Raw genomic sequence first — 19888 nt, forward strand, 5'->3', positions numbered from 1 at the left:
TTCCGTTAGGTCGATGGCAATTATCACCTGCAGGGCAATGGCCTTCGGTACGCATTCGCATGGTCAGCGGCGTCAACGCCGGCGAACCAGCGGGCCCGTTGCGCGGGAGCGACACCGCGCGGGTTCTGGGCGCGGTGTCGCCCGTGCCCGCAACGCCACCACGCGTGCAACTTTGGGTTTGCCGTGGACGGCCCGGGGTCGTAACGGCAATGTGGCCGTGGCCGCACTGCCGACGCTACAACCGCTGACGTTGGTGTCGATGGGGATGGCGGCGACTGTGTCTGGAACGGTACCGTGCGATCGTGGTGGGACACGGTCAGGCGCGGTGCCGTCCGGTCGCCGGCGGTCGCGTACTTCCTGCCGCTTGATCGCGTGCGGCAGGGTGTGGCTCTCATTCGTGGGTGCCCGGTATCGCGTCACCAGCGAGCGCGTGTGGTGGGCCGCATCACCGACGCTACTCACGTAAGCTCCCGGGCCTGAAGTGCCGAAGACCCCGCACCAAGGGGTAGCACGGGGTCTTCGCTGGCGCTGTGGCACAGTCGCATTCCTACCCTATCGGCCAAGGTCGTTGACGATCAGACAACCCCCTTGGGCAGCTCGTGGCGGCCGAAGACCTGCGTGCGAGCCAGACGCCGCGCAATTGAGACCGCACACGAGCGCAGTGCCAGGCGCAAGCCGCGACTACGAACCTGGGTGCTCTGGGCCGTCGTGGCGGGGGCTGATGCCGGCGAACGACGAGATCGCTCGCCGCATGCACTGCTCCAGATGCGCGACCGATCGTCCTACTGGGGCCACCACCATGTTCGTCTCCGGAGCCCACAGAATCGCCGAGTCCACCACAACTGAGGCATCCCGAAGTCCGACCGCCCACACGCCCAGATCCCCGCGCCCGAGGAAGGGATCCCACGCACATATCCAGCTCGACAGCGCATCCCACGTGAGGTCGGGGCTGTCGACTTTGCGCCATTGCATCCCCGCAGTGTCCATGCGGTCGCAGGTGTCCACGTCACCCGAATCGGGTGAGTCATCAGCGTGCTGCTCGCAGCGGAACGCCCCGAGCGTCATGAACTGCTCGCGGGGAGTCGAAGCAGAACTTCTTGAGTCCAGCTCCCGGGGAACAGTTCATTGTGCCGGGCCACCGCATATCCACGGCTGGCCATGTCTTCAGCCTCCCCGGTCCCGACGATGAGGCTTGGTTGATGGGGCGGGGGATACGCGGCCGACCGGCCCACGGCCGTGCCCACACGTGGTCAGGTGCGCCGGTCGTTGATGCGATAAGTGACGCGAAGCTGTTGGGGTCCACGGTCGATGTGGATCTCTGCGATGTCGGACGGGATCAGGGCGGTGTCGTGCAGGACCGGGGTGCCGTCCTCGGTGACGTTCGTTCGGTGGCTGAGCATCGCCGGGCTCTGCTCCGGGCGTGCCAGCAGTTCGGCTTCGGCAGCATCGAGTGTGGTGACAGTGATCGACTCGTTGGCCGAGGCGACCGGGTAACCATGTTGCGCGAGAACCTGATAGAGCGATGCGTCGACCAGTTCATCCGGGGAGATGCCCATGCCCCGTGGGATGTAGGAGCGTTGGAGCACGGAGGGGCGCGTGTCGATCACGCGGTGACGCGTGATCACGAGCACCTGCTCGTCCGGTTCGAGGCGCAGTGCCCGCCCGACCTCGGATGGCGGAACCGCCAGTGCTGACGCCAGGATGTGCGTCTCGACGTTGGCGCCCTGCGCCCTGAGGTCGTCTGCGAATCCCGACAGATGGAGCAGGTTGTAGGTGTACCGCTTGGCCGCCGGGAAGGTTCCGGCGCCCGGACGCATCTCGATGAGCCCGTCGTTTTCGAGCATCTGCAGCGCCTGCCGGAGGGTCATGATGGTGACTCCGTAGGACGCCGCGAGTTCACGCTGCGAGGGTAAGGCGTCCTCGGACTGCCATTCGCCGGTGTCGATTCTGGCCCGCAGATCGTCGTAGATCCCCAGGTACTTGGGCAATCGGGAGTGCCTGGTCACGGAATTGCTGCCTCGTCGAGTCGTTGACGGAAACCTTGGACGGCTTCCATGATCGCGGTAGCGGTCACACCGTCGAGTACCGGGTCCATCAGCGCCGAGGCAACGACGACGCCGTCGGAATGCCGGGCAGCCCGCGCCGCCCGCTCGGGTGAGTCGACTCCGAATCCGATCACGACCGGCGGCCCGTCCTCCGATCGGAGGCGGCGGGCGGACTCCCACCCGCCCTCGCCCTTGCTCCCATTCGGCCCCGTCGGCGCCATTGCGCCCATCGCATAGACGAATCCGCCACTAGCCCGGGCGATGTCCCGCGCAGTGTCCGCCGAAGTCGACGGGGCCGCCATCAGCACCGGGGCCACGCCCACGGTGCGGGCCGCGGTCAGGTACTCAGCCGATTCCTCGAAAGGCAGATCCGCGACGATGGATCCACTGACGCCTGCTGCAGCGATCGCACTCAGGTAGTTTGGAACACCGCGCGAGACCAGATGGTTGGTGTAGGTCATAGCGATCAACGGCGCGGACACGGCCGGGAGTTCGTCGAGGATGCGCTCCACCAGGGCACCCCGCTCCAGAGCCGCGAGGGACGCGCGCTGGATGATCGGCCCGTCCAGCATCGGGTCCGAGAACGGGAGACCGATCTCGACGGCGTCGGCGCCTCCGTCGATCGTGGCCTGCACGAGGTCGGCCCAGTCCCCGCGGACACCGCCCATGACGTATCCGATCAAACACTTGGAGCCGCCATCGCGGATCTTGCGGAGCGTCGTCTCAAGCACGTTCACGGTCGAGTCTCCTGACTTGTTCGGCATCCTTGTCGCCGCGGCCAGACACCGTGACCAGGACAGTGGAGTCGGGGGCGAACTGCCCCTCGCCGGCGGCCTGTACGACCCACGCGAGCGCGTGCGCCGACTCCAGGGCAGGGAAGATGCCTTCGAGTCGCGCAAGTTGTCCGGCCGCGTCCAGGACCTGTCCGTCGGTGACCGTCACGTAGTCCGCGCGACCGAGTTCGGCCAGATGGGCATGTTCGGGCCCCAACCCCGGGTAGTCGAGACCGGCAGCGACGGAATGCGCTTCGAGCACCTGCCCGGCACCGTCCTGCAGATACAACGACATCGCGCCGTGCAGTACACCGACGGTGCCGTTGGTGGCGCCGGCGCCGCCCGCGCCCTCGACGCCGACCAGTCGTGCGGGTGACGACGCGAACGCGGCGAACGTTCCCGCCGCGTTGGATCCGCCGCCGACACACGCGACGACCACGTCGGGCGCGCGGCCGTCGAGCAACTGGGCGCACTGCGCCGCCGCCTCGACCCCGATCACGGACTGGAACTCGCGAACGATCCATGGGTAGGGGTGCGGCCCGAGCACCGAGCCTAGGCAGTAGTGGCTCTCGTCCGCTCGCGTGACCCAGTGCCGAAACGCCTCGCTGGTGGCATCTTTCAGCGTCCTGGCGCCGGACCGAACCGGGATGACCTGTGCGCCCAGCGTTTCCATCCGGTAGACGTTGAGTTCCTGCCGGGCCATGTCGACCTCGCCCATGTACACGGTGCACTTCATGCCGAGCAGGGCAGCGGCGGTTGCCGTGGCGACACCGTGCTGGCCGGCGCCCGTCTCCGCCATGAGTTCGTGTCTGCCCATCCGGCGGGCCAGGAGTGCCTGTCCCAGCGCATTGTTGAGCTTGTGACTGCCGGTGTGATTGAGGTCCTCGCGCTTGAGTAGGACGCGTACGCCGAGGGCCTCGGAGAGCCGCATTGCTCGCGTGACAGGCGTCGGCCGTCCGCAGTACTCGGCCAGGAGTCTGCTCAGTTCCGACCGGAAGCCGGGATCCGCCCACGCCTCGCGGAATCCCGCCTCCACCTCGCGGCATGCCGGCGCGAGCGCCTCCGGGACGTAACGCCCACCGAATCGGCCGAACCTGCCGGACGATCCAGGGTCGCCCATTGGTGACATGGCCACACCCGACCTCCCATCCGTTCTAGTGTTCTAGAACAGAAGCAGGATCGCAGCCCGGGGGCGCGTCACCTTCTACCAAGATATTCGTGCAGGTGATCCGCGAATCGCGGAAGTCACGCCAGCCACGCTCGTCAGCTCCGAGTTGAGGTTCATGCCCCGCGCGACAGTCCTGGCCGTCCAAGGTCGCAACGCAGAAGTCCTCCTGAAGGATCATTCTCGTAATCGACAACTCTGCGATCTCCGACGCCGGCAGCAGTTTGGACTGGGCACGTTGGTCGATCGGAGGATGCCCTCGCCAACCACGGACGTTGGGGTCAGCCCGACATAGAGATACCCGCCAAGGTCTCTGCCTCCCGGGAAGGTCATCTCGTCGTCCACCGGATCGAACCGGCCCTGCCGAGGCATCTTCCGTGTGCGGAGATCGACTCCCCGCGCGTCGACCAGATCCGGAATCTTCTCTCGGTTGAAGCTGTTCGGGAGGTGCGACGACGCCGTGTTGTGGACGCGCCACACCTCCGTCCCTGCCGAGATGATCGTGGTCAGTGCAGGGGCGCCGTTGTAGGTCTTCACCAGGTCACATACCTCGCCGGCCGTATTCTGCGGAGATGTTGTTGTCAACGAACGCTCGATACCGGGTTCATCCGGCAGTTGCGCGACGCGGCTCTGTGCGATTGCACGAGCCGCGTCGCGATCATCTGGGGCGCCGTCGGATGAACTGCACTACCGCTATTGCGTCGACGGGATAGCTGCGGTACCTCGCGGGTGAGCGTGGCGGTTGTGCAAGCAACTCGCGGCGTTTGTCGTCGTGCGGTGTTCGCGCGGGTGATCCGGTCTGAGTGGCCAATTCACTGGTGCGGGACGGCTGGGCGCATGCTCGACCGGTATCTGTGTCCCGGGTCGGGCATGAGTCGCTATCCCATTTCCTCGAGTGTCTTGCCTCGGGTCTCTGGAACGAACCGGAGCACGAACAGTATCGATAGGCCCGCGAAGATTGCGTAGATCACGTAGGCGCCGGACAGGTTCCAGTCCGAGAGCGAGGGGAAGGTCGCGGTGACGACCCAGTTGGCGATCCACAGCACGGATGCGGACAGGCCGAGGGCGGCTGCACGAATCTTGTTCGGGAACATTTCGCCGAGCATCACCCAGACGACCACACCCCAGGACAGGCCGAAGAACAGCACGAACGAATGCGCCGAGATCAGCGCGATCATGCCCTGGGTCTGCGGGAGTGAGGCGGTGGCGCCGGATCCGGTTTTTGCGGAGAACGCCCAGGCATCGAGCGCGAGCGAGATGGTCATGCCGATTGAGCCGATAAGCGCCAGCGGTTTTCGGCCGATCCGATCCACCAGTGCCATGGCGATGACCGTGCCGATGATGTTGATGATCGAGGTGGTGAACGAATACAGGAACGAGCTCGACGGGTCGATTCCCACCGACTGCCACAGCGTGGCCGAGTAGTAGAACGCGACATTGATGCCGACCAGCTGCTGGAAGACCGCAAGTCCGATGCCGACCCACACGATGGGTAGGAATCCGAATCGACCACCAAGCAGGTCCTTGAAGGTGGACTTGTGTTCGCTGCTCATCGCCTGGTGGATTTCGGCGACTCGCGCGTCCAGGTCGATGTTCTCGCCTTCCACTTCGGCGAGCACCTTCTTCGCTTCCGCGGTGCGGTCCACGGAAATCAGGTAGCGCGGTGACTCGGGAATCTTGAACGAAACGACCCCGTAGAGCAGGGCCGGCGCCGCCATCACGCCCAGCATCCACTGCCAGGCCTCGAATCCGGCAATGATGCCGCGCTGGTCACCATCGGCAATCTGCAGAATCGCGTAGTTGACCAGCTGTGAGAGCGCGATACCGATGATGATCGCCGCCTGCTGGAACGAACCTAGCCGCCCGCGATAGGCCGGCGGCGCTACCTCGGCGATGTAGGCGGGGCCGATCACCGACGCCATTCCGATCCCGATGCCGCCGAGGATGCGCCACATCGCCAGATCCCACAGCGCGAAGGGCAATGCCGATCCGACCGCACTTACCAGGAACAGGACCGCTGCGATCCGCATGACGCGAATTCGCCCGATGCGGTCGGCCAGTCGGCCCGCCGTGGCCGCGCCGATCGCACACCCGATCAGTGCAATGGCGACGACCTGAGCCAAGGCTGCCGACCCGATGTCGTATCGGTCGCGGATGGCCGCGACGGCACCGTTGATGACCGCGCTGTCGTAACCGAACAGGAAGCCGCCCATCGCGGCGGCTGCGGTGATGAAGATGACGTGCCTGATCTGGTTGGACGCCTGCCTTGTTTGCAGTCCGATCGTGGTCACCGGCGGGCTCCCGTCTCGCGTGCTCGATTCCGGTCGACCTCGATTAGGTGCGCGGCGCCGTCGGGCGAGGTAGTGCCGGACGGCGGTGCGGCCTGCTGATGGGCCATCTGGCCGGGGTCGATGCGAAGCATCGGGGAGTCCGGCACGTCGAGGGCGGCGGGATCGATCCCGCGGTGCGTGACCGGCACATAGCCCCCGGAGTTCGCCGGGTCCTGCATGGTTCTGGTTGCTGAGTTCACTAAGGCCCTCCACGGCTCTTGTCGGTGATCGGCCAGCGCTTTCGGTCTTCCTTCAGCGGCCGCTCTCGGGCCGAGTCGAGAAGGGTGCGGCAGCCTCCCGGCACAACTGGTATGACCGGTCATGCCGGAAAGTATGACTACGCCGAAACTCGGCCGTCAAGGGTTTCGGATGACCAATTCCAAACTGGTCAAACCGGTGTGACCGGTATACGATCCGGTCCTTAAATCAGCCAGTTCGCTGCTCGCAGTGATCTGCAAGAGTGCATTTCAGGAGGGATATTCGATGCTCGCGGCTCGATGGCATCGTCGCGGTGACGTCCGACTCGAAGACGTCCAGCCGCGCCCGCGGCGCGACGACGAGCTCTTGGTCAGGGTCCACTGGTGCGGTATCTGCGGAACCGATTTGGAGGAGTTCCGCGATGGACCACTCATCATTCCGGTGGACGACCCCCACCCCCTCAGTGGGCGCACGGCGCCGCTGACCCTGGGGCATGAGGTCGTCGGCGAGGTCGTCGAAGCCGCACGCGACGGCAGCGGCCCACCCGTCGGCACGATGGTGGTACCCGATGTGGTGAACGGATGTGGCAGCTGCTGGTGGTGCCTGCGGCACGAGGACGGCCTGTGCCCGAACCTGTCGGTTCTCGGGCAACAGGACGACGGTGGTCTGGCCGAGTTCATGGTCGCGCGGGCACGGACCTGCGTTCCCCTTCCGTCTGGCCTGAGCGCCGAGGACGCGGTTCTGGCCGAGCCGGCCGCGGTGGCGGTCCGTGCGGTTCGCAAGGCTCCCGATCCGATCGGTTCGACCGCGGTCGTCATCGGCGGCGGCACGATCGGCCAGTTGACCGCCCAGGCGGCGCTGGCTCTGGGCGCAGCGAACTGCTGGATCGTGGATCCGAGCCCGTTCCGCCGGGCCTTCGCCCAAAGTCATTCGGCCGTGCGAGCCCTGGCGCCCGAGGAACTGGACATGCTGATCGAGGATCTCGACGATCCCGGCGTCGACGTCATTTATGAATGCAGCGGGGCGCCTGGGCAGATCGAGCGATCCCTGGCTCTGGTTCGACCGGGAGGCACCGTCGTCGCCGTCGGCCTCGGCGCGCAGCCCCAGCCGCTTCCGCTCTCCCCGGTGGTGTTGGGCGAACGCCGACTGATCGGGTCCGCGGCTCATTTGTGGGATGTGGACGTCGCCCAAGCGGTGCGGATGCTCGCCGACGGCCGACTCCAGGCGAAAGAACTGATCACACACCGCGTTCCACTGCCGGAATTGGTGACAGTCGCGCTGCCCCTGCTGGCCTCGCCGGACGCGGAGGTCCTCAAGGTTGCGGTGGATTGCCGATGAGCACCAGGGACTTTGATCACCAACGCCACGACGCGCTCGATCTGTCGAGGCATACCGTCCTACTCACAGGTGGCCTGGGCGGTCTGGGGCCGGCCATCGTCCGCCGCCTGGCAGAACATGGCGCGACCGTCGGGGTAGTGGACACCGCCGAGGACGGCGCCACGATCCCCTCGCATCCCCGTGTCCGCTACCACCGCTGCGATGTCACCGATCCGGTCGCCGTCCGCGACATGGTCGCCCAGTCCGACGAATGGCTGGGAGGCCGACCGACGATCGTGTGCTGCCACGCCGGAGTGGTCGGCGACGCCCACCCCGTCCAGGAATTTCCGTTGGACGCCTTCCGCCTGATCCAGGATGTGAACACCACTGGCAGCTTCCTGGTCGCCCGCGCCGCGGCCGCCCTGTGGCGAGAACACGACGAGCCCGGGCATCTGATCTTCACCACGAGTTGGGTCTCCGATGTGCCCTGGCCCGGTATCGCCCCCTACAGCGCCTCCAAGGCCGCCATCAAATCCCTGATGCGCAGCTTCGCCCGAGAGCTGGCGCCGTACGGGATCCGCAGCAACGCGCTCTCGCCGGGCATCGTGGGCGTCGGCATGGCCAAACACCAGTGGGACACCGACCCGGACTACCGCGCTCGGGCCGCACGTGCCGTCCCGCTGGGCTCGCTGCAGACCGCGGAGTCGGTTGCGGACGCCTTCCTGTTCCTGTGCTCGGATCTCGCCTCGTACATGACAGGTTCGACGCTCCTGGTCGACGGCGGCGCAAGCCTGTATCCGCTCGACTGAGGCCGGCTCGGCAGCTCTGTGCACAGGATGGGCGCGGCTCAACCTCAACCGTGGGTCGGCGCCGTCGACCGCCCCTCGAAAGGCGGTAGTGCAGATCACCGCGGAGAGCGATCCATGCACTTGACGGCCGGTTTCGAGGCTGCCATAATAACTGGTATGACCGGTCATGCCAGTTATGGTGATCCAGCAACCCCGCCGTCCGGCGCACATCTCGCGGCGATGCTCGAGGAGCGCCTCGTGGCGGGGGAGTGGCCGCCCGGCTCGCGAATGCCGTCGGAGCGGGTGCTGTCCCAGGAGTATGCGGTGAGTCGTCCGGTGATCCGGGAGGCGCTGCGGTCTCTGCAGGAGCGCGGCTTGATCAGTGTGGCTGCGGGTCGCGGTAGTTTCGTCCGCCAGATACGGCCGACCAGTGACGGCGGAGATCCGCTACTGCTGGTGCGGCGCGGTGAGGTCACCGCGCGGCATCTGGTGGTCGCACGCGCGATGCTCGAGGGGCAAGCGGCGGCACTCGCCGCGGAGCACAGGTCCGAAGACGATCTGGCGGATATGCGCCGCATCCTCGACGCGCTCGACCAGCAGAGCGCGCTGTCGACCTGCGCGGATCTGGATGTGGCGTTTCACGAGGCGATCGCCATCGCGTCGCGGAACCCGGTCATTCGGATCATGTTCGGCTCGATCCGACCGCTGACCCATGGAGTCATGCTGCGGAGCCTCACTGACCGCACGGTCACCGGGGCGGCACTACCGCTGCACAACGTGATCCTCGAAGCGATCGCAAACAAGGACCCCGATGCCGCGCGGCTGGCGATGACTGAGCACATCGAAGCCGCCCAGCACTTCTACGGGGACGACCTCGACGTCGCCTTGTCGGATGTGCTCAACCGGCGCGCAGCAGGCGCACCCAACATCGCTGCACTGCTCAACGATGTCAGCCGGTCGATCGCGGATCTACCCACCGACCCTCAAACCGACGGCCCGCCAACCGGATCCAACTGAGCGGGCCGGGCGCGTCGGGCCTGGCGGACATGGTCGCTGGGGCGTGGTCGACACGGTCTCGATCCTTCTTTGATCCATGTTCGTTCGCGTGCACACCGCCGGCACTCGGGGGTGGGAGTCACGCGCTCACCACGTATACGAAAGGCCTGTGATTTAGCGTGCATATTGTTGCATTGGAGACGCTGCGGCCCCGGTTCCAGAACAACCTGTGCGTCCTTGTCCTGCACACCGACGAGGGCCTCGTCGGACTCGGCGATACGTTTTTGCAGTCGGCCGCGGTCGAGGCATACCTGCATTCCCACGTCGCCCCACTGCTTCTCGGCCTCGACGAGCCGACACCGGAAGCGGTATCGCTGCTACTCGCCCCGTACGTCGGATTCCAGGGCGGCGGCGTCGAGACGCGCGCCAACGGCGCAGTGGACATTGCACTCTGGGACCTGCTGGGCAAGCAGAGTGGACAGACCGTGTCCCGCCTGCTCGGCGGTCCGGTCCGCGACACAATCGGTGTCTACAACACTTGCGCCGGCCCGGGCTACATCCAGGACACGTCGCGGCAGTCCTCGTCCAACTGGGGGCACAGCCAAGGCGAGTACGAAGACTTGGACGCGTTTCTCACCCAACCCGGCAGGTTGGCCAAGGAGCTCTACGCCGAGGGCCTGCGCGGGATGAAGGTCTGGCCTTTCGATCACGCCGCCGAGAAGTCTGGGGGCAACCGGATCACTTCGGCCGACCTGGATTCGGCGATGACCGTGATCCGGGAGATCCGCGACGCGGTCGGCATGGACATGGACCTCATGGTGGAGCTGCACGGGCAGTGGTCGCGTCGCGCCGCCGTCGAGATCTGCCGGGCATTGGAGCCCTACCAGCCGTTCTGGGTGGAGGACCCCGTCCGCCCCGACGCCGTCGACGCCCTCGGCGCACTGACCAGCGAAGTCGGCGTGCCGATCGCGACCGGCGAGACCGCGCTCGGACGCCGCGGCTTCCTGCCGCTGCTCGAGCAGGGCCGCATCGCCTACGCCACCGTCGACGTCCAGTGGACCGGTGGCCTCACCGAAGCGCGGAAAGTCGCCAACCTCGCCGATGCGTTCTCCGTACCGGTCGCCCCCCACGACTGCACCGGCCCGATCACTTTGGCCGCCTGCTTCCACCTGGCCATGGCGCAGCCCAACGCCCTGATCCAGGAAACCGTGCGCGCCTTCCTGCGCACCTGGTACCCGCGTGTGGTCACCGGCTTGCCCGAGATCCAGAACGGAGTTGCGGCCCTCTCACCCGAGCCCGGTCTGGGGCTGCAGATCGCAGCCGGCCTGAGAGAAGACCCGGACACAGTGCGTCGGGTCACCAGCATCGAAACGTCATGACCGAGACGACCCGGCAAGCAAAGGACCACCGATGAACCTTGTCCGATTCCTCGACGACGACGGCAGCGCGAAACTGGGCGTGCTCGACGCGGCCGGCATCCATCCGCTCCCGCTGCCTGACATGGCGACCCTGCTGCGACACAGCGCCGCCGAGATCAGGGAACTCACCGAGCAGGCGATCGCGACCGGCACCGTCCGGCCACTCGCTCGAACCCCGCTGCTGGCACCGATCGACGGTCTCACCGAGGTCTGGGGCGCCGGCGTCACCTACCTGCTGTCCCGATCCGCCAGAATGGAAGAGTCGCGGCACGATCTGGTGTACCAGGACGTCTACGACGCGCAACGACCAGAACTGTTCTTCAAGTCCGCCGCCTGGCGAGTGCGCACCGATGGTGAGCAGGCCGGGATCCGCGCCGACTGCCCTGACAGCGTTCCCGAGCCGGAGCTGTGCCTGGTCCTCAACCGGCACGCCGAGATCATCGGAGCGCTGGTCGGCAACGACGTCACGGCCCGCGGAATCGAGGCCGAAAACCCCATCTACCTGCCGCAGGCCAAGCTGTATGCCGGCAGTTGCGCACTCTCGCCACAGATCGTCCCGTGGTGGTCGATCACCGCCCCGGAAGATCTCGGCATCACGATGACGATCCAGCGCGGCCAGGAAACAGCATTCAGCGGCGAGACCCGGACCTCGTCGATGAAACGCGATTACGCCGAACTAGTCGAATGGCTGTTCCAAGCCAACGAGTTCCCCGACGGTGTCGTCCTTTCCACCGGAACCGGCATCGTCCCCCCGCTGGGCAACGGCCTGCGCGACGGCGACGTCGTCACCGTCTGCATCGACCAAGTCGGCGTTCTCACAAACACAATGGCGCAGATCCAGCGCACGGAAGGAGCCCTCGCACAATGACTGTGATCAGCCTGAACCCGATGGACGCAAGCGTGAACGGCTCCATCGAGGACACCACATCCGACGAGCTGCACACCATCTTGACCGCCGCGGCAGCAGCAGCACCCGCGGTCGCGTCAGCGTCGGCAGCAACGCGCGCGGCCTGGATGCGAGCGGTCGCCAATGCGCTCGACGAGCACGCCGACGAACTGGTCGCCTTGGCCGACCGGGAGACCGCCCTCGGAGTTCCGCGGCTGACCGGCGAGCTGGCCCGCGCAACCGGTCAGCTACGGCTGCTGGCATCCCACGCCGAGACCGGCCAACCCTTCGACCCGACGATCGACACCGCCGACCCGGCATGGACTCCCACACCACGTCCGGATCTGCGTTCGATTCGCGTCGGTATCGGCCCGGTCCTGGTGTTCGCCGCCAGCAACTTCCCCTTCGCTTTCAGCGTCGCCGGTGGCGACACCGCCAGCGCGTGGGCTGCCGGCTGCCCAGTCATCGTCAAAGCCCACCCCGGACATCCGCTGCTGTCGGCCGCGGTCGCCGACATCATCACGGCCACCTTTGCTGAAAATGGCGCACCTGCAGGGATATTCGCACTCGTACACGGGTACAGCACCGGTACGGCGGCACTGGCCGCCCCGGAGATCGCCGCGGCAGCCTTCACCGGATCCACGGTCGGTGGCCGCGTCCTGCACGACATCGCGGCCGCCCGCGAGAACCCGATCCCGTTCTTCGGAGAACTGGGCGGCATCAACACAGTCGTCGTCACCGGCCGCGCGAGCTCGGAGCGCCCCGAGGAGATCGCCGCGGGACTGAGCCAGTCCTTCCGGCTCGGCGCCGGCCAGTTCTGCACAAAGCCCGGACTGGTCCTTCTTCCGGCCGACAGCGATATACCGGCCCGCCTCGCGACACTGATCGCCGACCTCCCCGCGCCGGTGATGCTCGGCATCGACCTGCGCGACCAGTACCGGGGACAGCTCCGAGACTTCCTCGCGCACAAACCCGTGCAACAGGTGGCGGCCGGGCTGGAGCCGACAGAGCAGACCGGAGCCCACGAACAGATCACGGTCGCACAGACCACGGTCGACGCCCTGCTGGCCGACGTCGAGGGACTCACCGAGGAGCACTTCGGACCCACCACCTTGCTGGTCACCTACGACTCGCCCGAGGAACTGTGGCAGGCGCTCGCAGTGTTGCCCGGCTCGCTGACCGCCGGCGTGCAGCGGGCGGCCGGTGAGGACGTCGCCGACCTGGTCGCGGCGCTGGCGAGGCGAGCAGGGCGTGTGTTGGTCGACGACTGGCCGACCGGAGTTGCGGTCAGTTGGGCGCAGTTCCACGGCGGGCCGTATCCGGCCACCACCGATCCCCGATACACCGCCGTCGGCACCGCAGCGATCGACCGCTTCCTCCGCACAGTCGCCTACCAACACGTCCCCGAAGACGCACTGCCCCCGTGGCTGCACGACAGCAACCCCGAGGGCATCCTCCGGCGCATCAACGGAACCCTCACCACAGAGCCGGTGAAGCAGTAAACCGATGAAGACCTCGACAGCCCAACAGCTCACCGGTGTCGTGACCCATCACGGTGAAGGGCCCGTGTGGCTGAACGGCCACGGCCTCGTCGTGCTCGACATGCTCGCTGGCGACATCGTCCTGCTCGACGAGGCCGGCGAGGTCTCTCGGCGGGTCAACGTCGGACCGGTGGTCGCCGCCCTGCGCCCGCGACGAGGCGGCGGCTTCATCGCCGGGACCGAACGTGGCTTTGCCCTGCTCGACAACCACTGGACGGTTACCGACACCATCGAATGCTGGACCGATCCCTCCATCCGCATGAACGATGGAACCTGCGATCCGGATGGCCGGTTCTGGTGCGGGTCCATGTCCTACGACTTGGTCCCGGGCGCCGGTGCGCTATGGCAGCTACATCCCGACGGCGCCACCACCATCGCCGCGTCCGGCGTCGGCTGCTCGAATGGTCTGGCATGGACGCAGAGCGGTAACCACGCCTATTACGTCGACAGCCTGACGAACCGGATCGACATGATCACCGTGGGGCCCGACGGGAACATCCTGAGCAGAACGCCCTTCCTGGACACCGCTGATCTGGGATTCCCCGACGGCCTCGCCGTCGACAAGGCCGACGGCGTCTGGCTCGCGCTCTTCGACGAAGGCCGCCTGGTCCACGCCGACCGTCATGGCCGCCTCGACGCCGAAATCACCGTTCCAGCAAGACAGGTCACCGCCTGCACGTTCGGTGGCCCCCGATTCGACCAGCTCTACATCACCACATCCCGATATCAGCTCACCGAGCCGGAACAAGGCGCCGGAGCGGTGTACATCGCCGAGCCGCCGATCGGCGGATTCGAACCGTTCGCATTCCGCAGCTGAACCATAGATCGACCGCACCACTTCGGGGGTTCGACGATGGCGCTGCCGGATTCGAGACGCTCGCCCTCGAATAGCGCCGAGGCAGGAGTCTGTCTTCCCGCGCCGCAGCGCGTGGCACCCCAAGCCTCCGAACAACCGGCCAGTGCCTTCCCGAATGAGAGTCACATTCGGGGTTCGCATGGTGCTGGTTGAACGGAGGTGCTCGCGGTCATCGGGTGAGAGCGGTTGCGGTGTAAGGCATGCAGGACGCCGGATGCTGAGCTCTCGATGAGGGCGGGGCTGCTGCGCGCCCTACGATTTGTCGGTCACGAGCCGATAGATCACGTAGCCGACGAACCATCCCGTCAGCAGCACGCAGAGGACAAGTAGTACTTCGATTGCGTTCACTAGCATTTCGCGCCTCTCTTCACATGATTGGTGAAACTTGCTCGTAGAGTGGACCGCCCGTGCATGTCTCCGATGTTCGCACCATCACCTATCTCAGACCGGACCCATCGGGGTGGTCGGGGAGCGCGCCCTGAAATAGAGGTGATCAGTACTTGCGTTCCATCGGCTCGTAGCGGGTCTGGACAACCGGCTTGTAGTCGAGACGGATGTCGGAGAGCAGGCCGTCGCCTTCCTTGTAGGCCATGGTGTGGTTCATGAAGTTTCCGTCGTCGCGCTTGGGGTAGTCCTCGCGGGCGTGGCCGCCACGCGATTCCTTGCGGTTGAGCGCACCGACGACCGTGACCTTGGCGAGTTCGAGCAGGAAGCCCAGCTCGACGGCCTCGAGCAGGTCGCTGTTGTAGCGCTTGCCCTTGTCCTGGACCGTGATGTGGTTGTAGCGCTCCTTGAAGCCCTTGATGTCCTTGAGCGCCTGCGTCAGGGTCTCCTCGGTGCGGAACACCGACGCGTTGTTGTCCATCGACTGCTGCAGCTCGGTGCGGATGTCCGCGACGCGCTCGTGGCCGTGGTCGGACAGGATGACCTCGAGCCACTTCTCGACCTTCTCGGCCGGGTTCTCGGGCAGCTCGACGAACTCGGAGTTCAACGCGTGCTCGGCGGCGGCGATGCCGGCGCGGCGACCGAAGACGTTGATGTCGAGCAGCGAGTTGGTGCCCAGGCGGTTCGCGCCGTGCACCGAGACGCACGCGCACTCGCCGGCGGCGTACAGGCCGGGGACGTGGTCCTCGTTGTTGCGCAGCACCTCACCGTTGATCTTGGTGGGGATGCCGCCCATCACGTAGTGGCAGGTCGGGTAGACCGGCACCAGCTCGGTGACCGGGTCGACGCCCAGGTAGGTGCGGGCGAACTCGGTGATGTCGGGGAGCTTCTCCTCGAGCACGTCCTCGCCGAGGTGCGTGACGTCGATGTAGACGTAGTCCTTGTTCGGACCGGCACCGCGACCCTCGAGCACCTCGAGCACCATCGAGCGGGCGACGATGTCGCGGGGCGCGAGGTCCTTGATGGTGGGGGCGTAGCGCTCCATGAAGCGCTCGCCGTCGGCGTTGCGGAGGATGCCGCCCTCGCCGCGGACCGCCTCGGAGATGAGGATGCCGAGCCCGGCCAGTCCCGTCGGATGGAACTGGTGGAACTCCATGTCCTCGAGCGGCAGGCCCTTGCGGAAGATGATGCCCATGCCGTCACCGGTGAGGGTGTGCGCGTTGGACGTCGTCTTGTACATGCGGCCCGAGCCACCCGTGGCGAACACGATCGACTTCGCGTGGAAGACGTGGAGCTCGCCGGTCGCGAGCTCGTAGGCGATGACGCCGGTGGCGACGGGGCCCTCGGGGGTCTCGGTCAGCGCGATGTCGAGCGCGTAGAACTCGTTGAAGAACTCGACGTCGTGCTTGACGCAGTTCTGGTAGAGCGTCTGCAGGATCATGTGGCCGGTGCGGTCGGCGGCGTAACACGACCGCCTCACCAAAGCCTTACCGTGATCGCGGGTGTGACCACCGAAACGACGCTGGTCGATCTTGCCCTCGGGGGTGCGGTTGAAGGGGAGACCCATCTTCTCGAGGTCCAGCACCGCATCGATGGCTTCCTTGCACATGATCTCGACCGCGTCCTGGTCGGCGAGGTAGTCGCCGCCCTTGACGGTGTCGAAGACGTGCCACTCCCAGTTGTCTTCCTCGACATTCGCCAGAGCGGCGCACATGCCACCCTGGGCGGCACCGGTGTGGCTACGAGTGGGGTACAGCTTCGTCAGGACCGCGGTGCGGGCGCGGGGCCCGGCCTCGATGGCTGCGCGCATTCCGGCGCCGCCGGCGCCGACAATGACCACGTCATAACGATGTTCCAGCATGAAGTCTCCACTCCCCAATCGGCGATGCCCGATCCAGACCCACCACAAATACTCTATAAACATAGAGGATCTGTTCGGCGGCCGGAACGTCAGCGCCCCGGACGCGGCAACCCCGCTTCCCGAATCGGCTCGCTGACGACGAGTCAAGGCCGACCCCGCAGGTGCGAAGGAACGAGAGGACGCAGACATGAGTCAGACCACGAGCGGTGACACGACCTCACCGGCGCGATCACGACCGTCGCGCCGTGGGGCAATATGCGAAGCCGCGCTCGATCTCGCCGCCGCCGGCGGCAACCATGCCGTCACGCACTATGGAATCGACGACCGCCTGGGCATCGCCCGCGGTTCGACGTCGTACTACTACCGGACCCGGCAAGCGCTCCTGAACGCCGCAATCACCCACTTGGCAGGCCTGTCCCGGCAGGCATCTCTCGCCACATTCGAAGCAGCGGACACGACGCTCGACGTCGACCGCGCCGCCGACCTGACCGCGAAGCAGCTCGACTTGCTACTCGGCCTACGCCGACGCGACGCACTGGCCCGCTACGCGCTCACCACCGACGCCACCGGTGACGACGAACTGCGAAGCGCACTCGCGAGTTGCCTGTTCTCGGTTCCCGGCGCCGAAGCGCTCATCGCACACCTCGGTGCGTCCGACCCGTCCTGCGCGGCAAGCAATTTCGTGATCCTGCTCGAAGGACTTGTGTTCGATCGCCTCCATGGATCGCGCTCGCGCCAAGGAATCATGACCGGAACCGCAGCCGGTATCGCCGACCTTCGATCACCGATCCGGCTCTGGCTTTCCGTGCTGAGTTCTCAAAGACGTTGAGGCACTCGGAATCGCAATGGCGGCAATCGCAGCACTCGGGTCGAGCTGAGTGTCGCCGCGCAGCAACGCATCGAGAACCAGCCCATCGAGTGCTGCCACGGCATCGCGCGCAGCCTGCCGAGTCGCCGCGCCAGAGGCGAGGACGCTGACGTACAGCTCACGGGCGGCGACCAGGTGCTCGCGGAGGCGGGGGCGGTTGAGTGCGGCGAGCATGAGTTCGTACCGGGCGCGGGTGAACGTCTGCTCCGGGCCCAACCAGCGCGCGAGTGTCTCGCTCAGCGTCTCACCGCCGCGAGGCTGATCGATATCGCGGAGGTGCTCGACCAGAGCCTCCAGAAACCGCTCGTACGAGCCGAAGTGATGCCGGATGCTCCCGTGTGGCAAGCCGGCGGACTCCTCTGCGGCCCTGGCCGACGTGCGTGCCACCCCGACCGTGCCGAGAAGCTGCAGGCCGGCGTCGAGCAGCCGATCGCGTGAGGAATTCTCCATGCGGAGAATTGTATTTGCTACCTTCTTCTCCATGTGGAGAAGAAGGTGGATTGCGGAACGCATGTTCATCGGGCCGAACACCCGCGGACCCGCGGACGGTCGGCAATGAAGGCGGTTGTGGTCGGAGGCGGCGTCGCAGGCCTGGCCGCGGCCATCGGGCTCCGCACCGCCGGTGTTGAGGTCGAGGTGCTCGAGCGTCGAGCAGGGTCAGCGGCCGAAGGCGCCGGCCTCTCGCTGTTCGGCAACGGTTTCACGGCGCTCGACGCTATCGGCGCCGGAGACGCGGTGAGGACCATCTGCGCACCCCATCCCCCTCCAGGACAAGCGGGGATTCGCCGGCCCAACGGCACATGGATGAGTCGCCCGGACCCCGTTGTCGCCGAGCACGTACGCATCGTGCACCGCGCCGAGCTCCTCGACGCGTTACGTGACTGCCTGCCGCGCGGGGTCATTCGGTGGTCGTTCGACGTGAGCGACATCGACGAGGACGACAACCACGTCGTTGCGCGAAGTACCTCCGGGGAGTCGGCCGACGCCGACCTGGTGGTAGCGGCGGACGGCATCGAAAGTCGTATTCGCCGTTCATGGCCGCACGACCCGGGGACCGAGTATGCCGGCTACGGCGCGTGGCGCGGCATCACTCGCCGACCGGTCGATCTCGGTGACACCGGCGGGGAGACCTGGGGCAAAGGGCTCCGCTTCGGGTACGCGCCGTTGCGAGACGGACGGGTGTACTGGTTTGCCGTCGCGACCATGCCGCCCGATCCGCCCAGCGAACCACAGCTCCAGAAGACACTGACGCTCCTGGAGAAGTGGCACGACCCGATTGGGCCGATCCTGCGCGCCACGCCGCAGGAGGCGATCTTCTGGCTACCCATCTACGCCTTGCGTCAGGTAGCGCCGACCTTCACTAGAGGCCGCGTCGCCCTTCTCGGCGACGCTGCACACGCGATGACCCCGGACCTCGGTCAGGGAGCGAATCAAGCATTCGAGGACGCAGCGACCCTGGCCACTATCCTCGCGCAAGTGGTCGACGGCTCAACGGATCTGACCGAAGCACTCGAACGCTACGACAGCCTCCGCCGCCCCCGGACGGCAATCGTGGCGTCGCGGGCCAGGCGGATCGGTGCGCTGGCGCATCCACGAATGCCTTGGCTGACGCCGCTGCGCGACCTGCTCATGCGTGCCGTACCGGATTCGCTGGTGGACCGACAAGCCTTGGCCCTGCAGGCCTGGCAGCCGCCGACATAGCCCTGCTGCGTATCGCCGCAGGCCGGCCGATGATCTCGAACCGGCCGACGACCTCCCGGCCCGGCGACCCGCGTCTGGCTCGGCTGGGCGTCGTGTCGGCCGCCAATTCCTACTCAAACCATGGGACCGCGGCGTGCTCCACCGTATCGTCACCATCGGCCGGCGAGACCACGAGCTCGAAGGCACGATCGTCGTTGGATGCGAACTCGCGGAGCAGGATCCGATAGCGCCCCGCGGGGACCGGGAGCCGCGAGTCGGGATCGTCGGGCTCTGGTCGTTCATCGTTGAACTGCGCGGCCATCGTGAGCTGCGTGTAGTCAGTCAGCCAGAGACCGTCGCCCGTGTCGATCACTCCAGCTGCTTCCCGCGTGGCCCGATCCGACGACGCCTCCGTGACGATCCGCAGCTCGCCGCCCGCGGCATCGGGGCCCACGTAGGCGATGAACAGTGCACCGCGGCTCATCTGTTCGGCGAACCGCGTCAGGAGCTCGTCCAAATCCCAGTCTGCGCCGACGAATCCGTCGTAGGGGCCTGCGGCGACGAGGCAGACGAACCCGTCCTCGTCCACGGAGGTGATACGCGGGAACCCGGGAACACTCATGCGGTACATGCTACGAGCGGGACCAATGCAGGTGCAGCGCCGGACGTTAGCGGCGTGCGCGCTCGCACCGGCCCCACCGTGGTCAGTACGGTCGTGCTGTCGGGGCGGATGCAATGTCATCGAGTCCGATGACGCATTCGTCGTCTGCGAGATCGACGGA

Annotated in this window: 17 protein-coding genes; 9 read left to right on the plus strand and 8 right to left on the minus strand. The window is 66.5% G+C overall.

Annotation, left to right across the window (positions count from 1 at the left end):
* Positions 1–1250: 1250 nt before the first annotated feature.
* The 5 genes from ABTV10_RS27690 to ABTV10_RS27710 form a co-directional block, all read right to left on the minus strand.
* Entirely contained in the window at positions 1251–2006 is a 756-nt protein-coding gene (locus ABTV10_RS27690; protein WP_499035531.1) for a GntR family transcriptional regulator, read from the minus strand.
* Entirely contained in the window at positions 2003–2782 is a 780-nt protein-coding gene (gene trpA, locus ABTV10_RS27695) for a tryptophan synthase subunit alpha (RefSeq protein WP_499030520.1), read from the minus strand. The genes ABTV10_RS27690 and trpA overlap by 4 nt, the downstream gene beginning before the upstream one ends.
* Positions 2769–3947 (minus strand): tryptophan synthase subunit beta, encoded by a 1179-nt coding sequence (gene trpB, locus ABTV10_RS27700; RefSeq protein ID WP_499035946.1) that lies wholly within the window; start codon positions 3945–3947, stop codon positions 2769–2771. The genes trpA and trpB overlap by 14 nt, the downstream gene beginning before the upstream one ends.
* A 914-nt stretch (positions 3948–4861) precedes the next feature.
* Positions 4862–6274, minus strand: coding sequence for a sugar porter family MFS transporter (locus ABTV10_RS27705; RefSeq protein ID WP_499035532.1), 1413 nt, complete (start codon positions 6272–6274; stop codon positions 4862–4864).
* Entirely contained in the window at positions 6271–6513 is a 243-nt protein-coding gene (locus ABTV10_RS27710) for a hypothetical protein (RefSeq protein WP_499035534.1), read from the minus strand. The genes ABTV10_RS27705 and ABTV10_RS27710 overlap by 4 nt, the downstream gene beginning before the upstream one ends.
* Before the next feature lie 283 nt (positions 6514–6796).
* On the opposite strand from ABTV10_RS27710, the gene ABTV10_RS27715 reads away from it, so the two are divergent.
* The 7 genes from ABTV10_RS27715 to ABTV10_RS27745 all read left to right on the plus strand — a co-directional run bounded on the left by ABTV10_RS27715 (position 6797) and on the right by ABTV10_RS27745 (position 14274).
* The gene (locus tag ABTV10_RS27715; RefSeq protein WP_499035535.1) at positions 6797–7849 is read left to right on the plus strand and encodes an alcohol dehydrogenase catalytic domain-containing protein; all 1053 of its coding nucleotides are present in this window, start codon (positions 6797–6799) and stop codon (positions 7847–7849) included.
* Positions 7846–8637: an SDR family NAD(P)-dependent oxidoreductase gene (locus ABTV10_RS27720; protein WP_499035536.1), complete on the plus strand. Its 792-nt coding sequence runs from the start codon at positions 7846–7848 to the stop codon at positions 8635–8637. The genes ABTV10_RS27715 and ABTV10_RS27720 overlap by 4 nt, the downstream gene beginning before the upstream one ends.
* Positions 8638–8751: 114 nt before the next feature.
* Positions 8752–9633, plus strand: coding sequence for a FadR/GntR family transcriptional regulator (locus tag ABTV10_RS27725; protein WP_499035537.1), 882 nt, complete (start codon positions 8752–8754; stop codon positions 9631–9633).
* A 158-nt stretch (positions 9634–9791) separates the two neighbouring features.
* Positions 9792–10991: a mandelate racemase/muconate lactonizing enzyme family protein gene (locus ABTV10_RS27730; RefSeq protein ID WP_499035538.1), complete on the plus strand. Its 1200-nt coding sequence runs from the start codon at positions 9792–9794 to the stop codon at positions 10989–10991.
* A gap of 31 nt (positions 10992–11022) precedes the next feature.
* On the plus strand, positions 11023–11898 hold the full coding sequence (locus tag ABTV10_RS27735; protein WP_499035539.1) for a fumarylacetoacetate hydrolase family protein: 876 nt from the start codon (positions 11023–11025) through the stop codon (positions 11896–11898).
* Complete coding sequence (locus tag ABTV10_RS27740; protein ID WP_499035541.1) at positions 11895–13418, plus strand: aldehyde dehydrogenase family protein; 1524 nt, start codon at positions 11895–11897, stop codon at positions 13416–13418. Before ABTV10_RS27735 ends, ABTV10_RS27740 begins: the two co-directional genes overlap by 4 nt.
* A gap of 64 nt (positions 13419–13482) precedes the next feature.
* Positions 13483–14274 carry an SMP-30/gluconolactonase/LRE family protein gene (locus tag ABTV10_RS27745; RefSeq protein ID WP_499035542.1) on the plus strand — a complete coding sequence of 264 codons (792 nt, stop codon included), beginning with the start codon at positions 13483–13485 and terminating at the stop codon, positions 14272–14274.
* A gap of 532 nt (positions 14275–14806) precedes the next feature.
* On the opposite strand, the gene sdhA is transcribed toward ABTV10_RS27745, so the two are convergent.
* The gene (gene sdhA, locus ABTV10_RS27750; RefSeq protein WP_499035543.1) at positions 14807–16558 is read right to left on the minus strand and encodes a succinate dehydrogenase flavoprotein subunit; all 1752 of its coding nucleotides are present in this window, start codon (positions 16556–16558) and stop codon (positions 14807–14809) included.
* Between the two features lie 187 nt (positions 16559–16745).
* Here sdhA and ABTV10_RS27755 point away from each other — a divergent pair, with 187 nt between their 5' ends.
* Complete coding sequence (locus tag ABTV10_RS27755; protein ID WP_499035544.1) at positions 16746–17387, plus strand: TetR/AcrR family transcriptional regulator; 642 nt, start codon at positions 16746–16748, stop codon at positions 17385–17387.
* Here ABTV10_RS27755 and ABTV10_RS27760 read toward each other — a convergent pair.
* Complete coding sequence (locus ABTV10_RS27760) at positions 17340–17945, minus strand: TetR/AcrR family transcriptional regulator (protein WP_499035545.1); 606 nt, start codon at positions 17943–17945, stop codon at positions 17340–17342. The two genes, ABTV10_RS27755 and ABTV10_RS27760, sit on opposite strands and share 48 nt — an antisense overlap.
* A 36-nt stretch (positions 17946–17981) precedes the next feature.
* Here ABTV10_RS27760 and ABTV10_RS27765 point away from each other — a divergent pair, with 36 nt between their 5' ends.
* Positions 17982–19127 (plus strand): FAD-dependent monooxygenase, encoded by a 1146-nt coding sequence (locus ABTV10_RS27765; protein WP_499035546.1) that lies wholly within the window; start codon positions 17982–17984, stop codon positions 19125–19127.
* Positions 19128–19236: 109 nt separating this feature from the next.
* Here ABTV10_RS27765 and ABTV10_RS27770 read toward each other — a convergent pair whose 3' ends face one another.
* Positions 19237–19728 (minus strand): hypothetical protein, encoded by a 492-nt coding sequence (locus ABTV10_RS27770; protein ID WP_499035547.1) that lies wholly within the window; start codon positions 19726–19728, stop codon positions 19237–19239.
* Positions 19729–19888: the final 160 nt, after the last annotated feature.

It is taken from the genome of Paraburkholderia sp. RHO2 (assembly GCF_050955445.1).
Taxonomy (GTDB): domain Bacteria; phylum Actinomycetota; class Actinomycetes; order Mycobacteriales; family Mycobacteriaceae; genus Prescottella; species Prescottella agglutinans_A.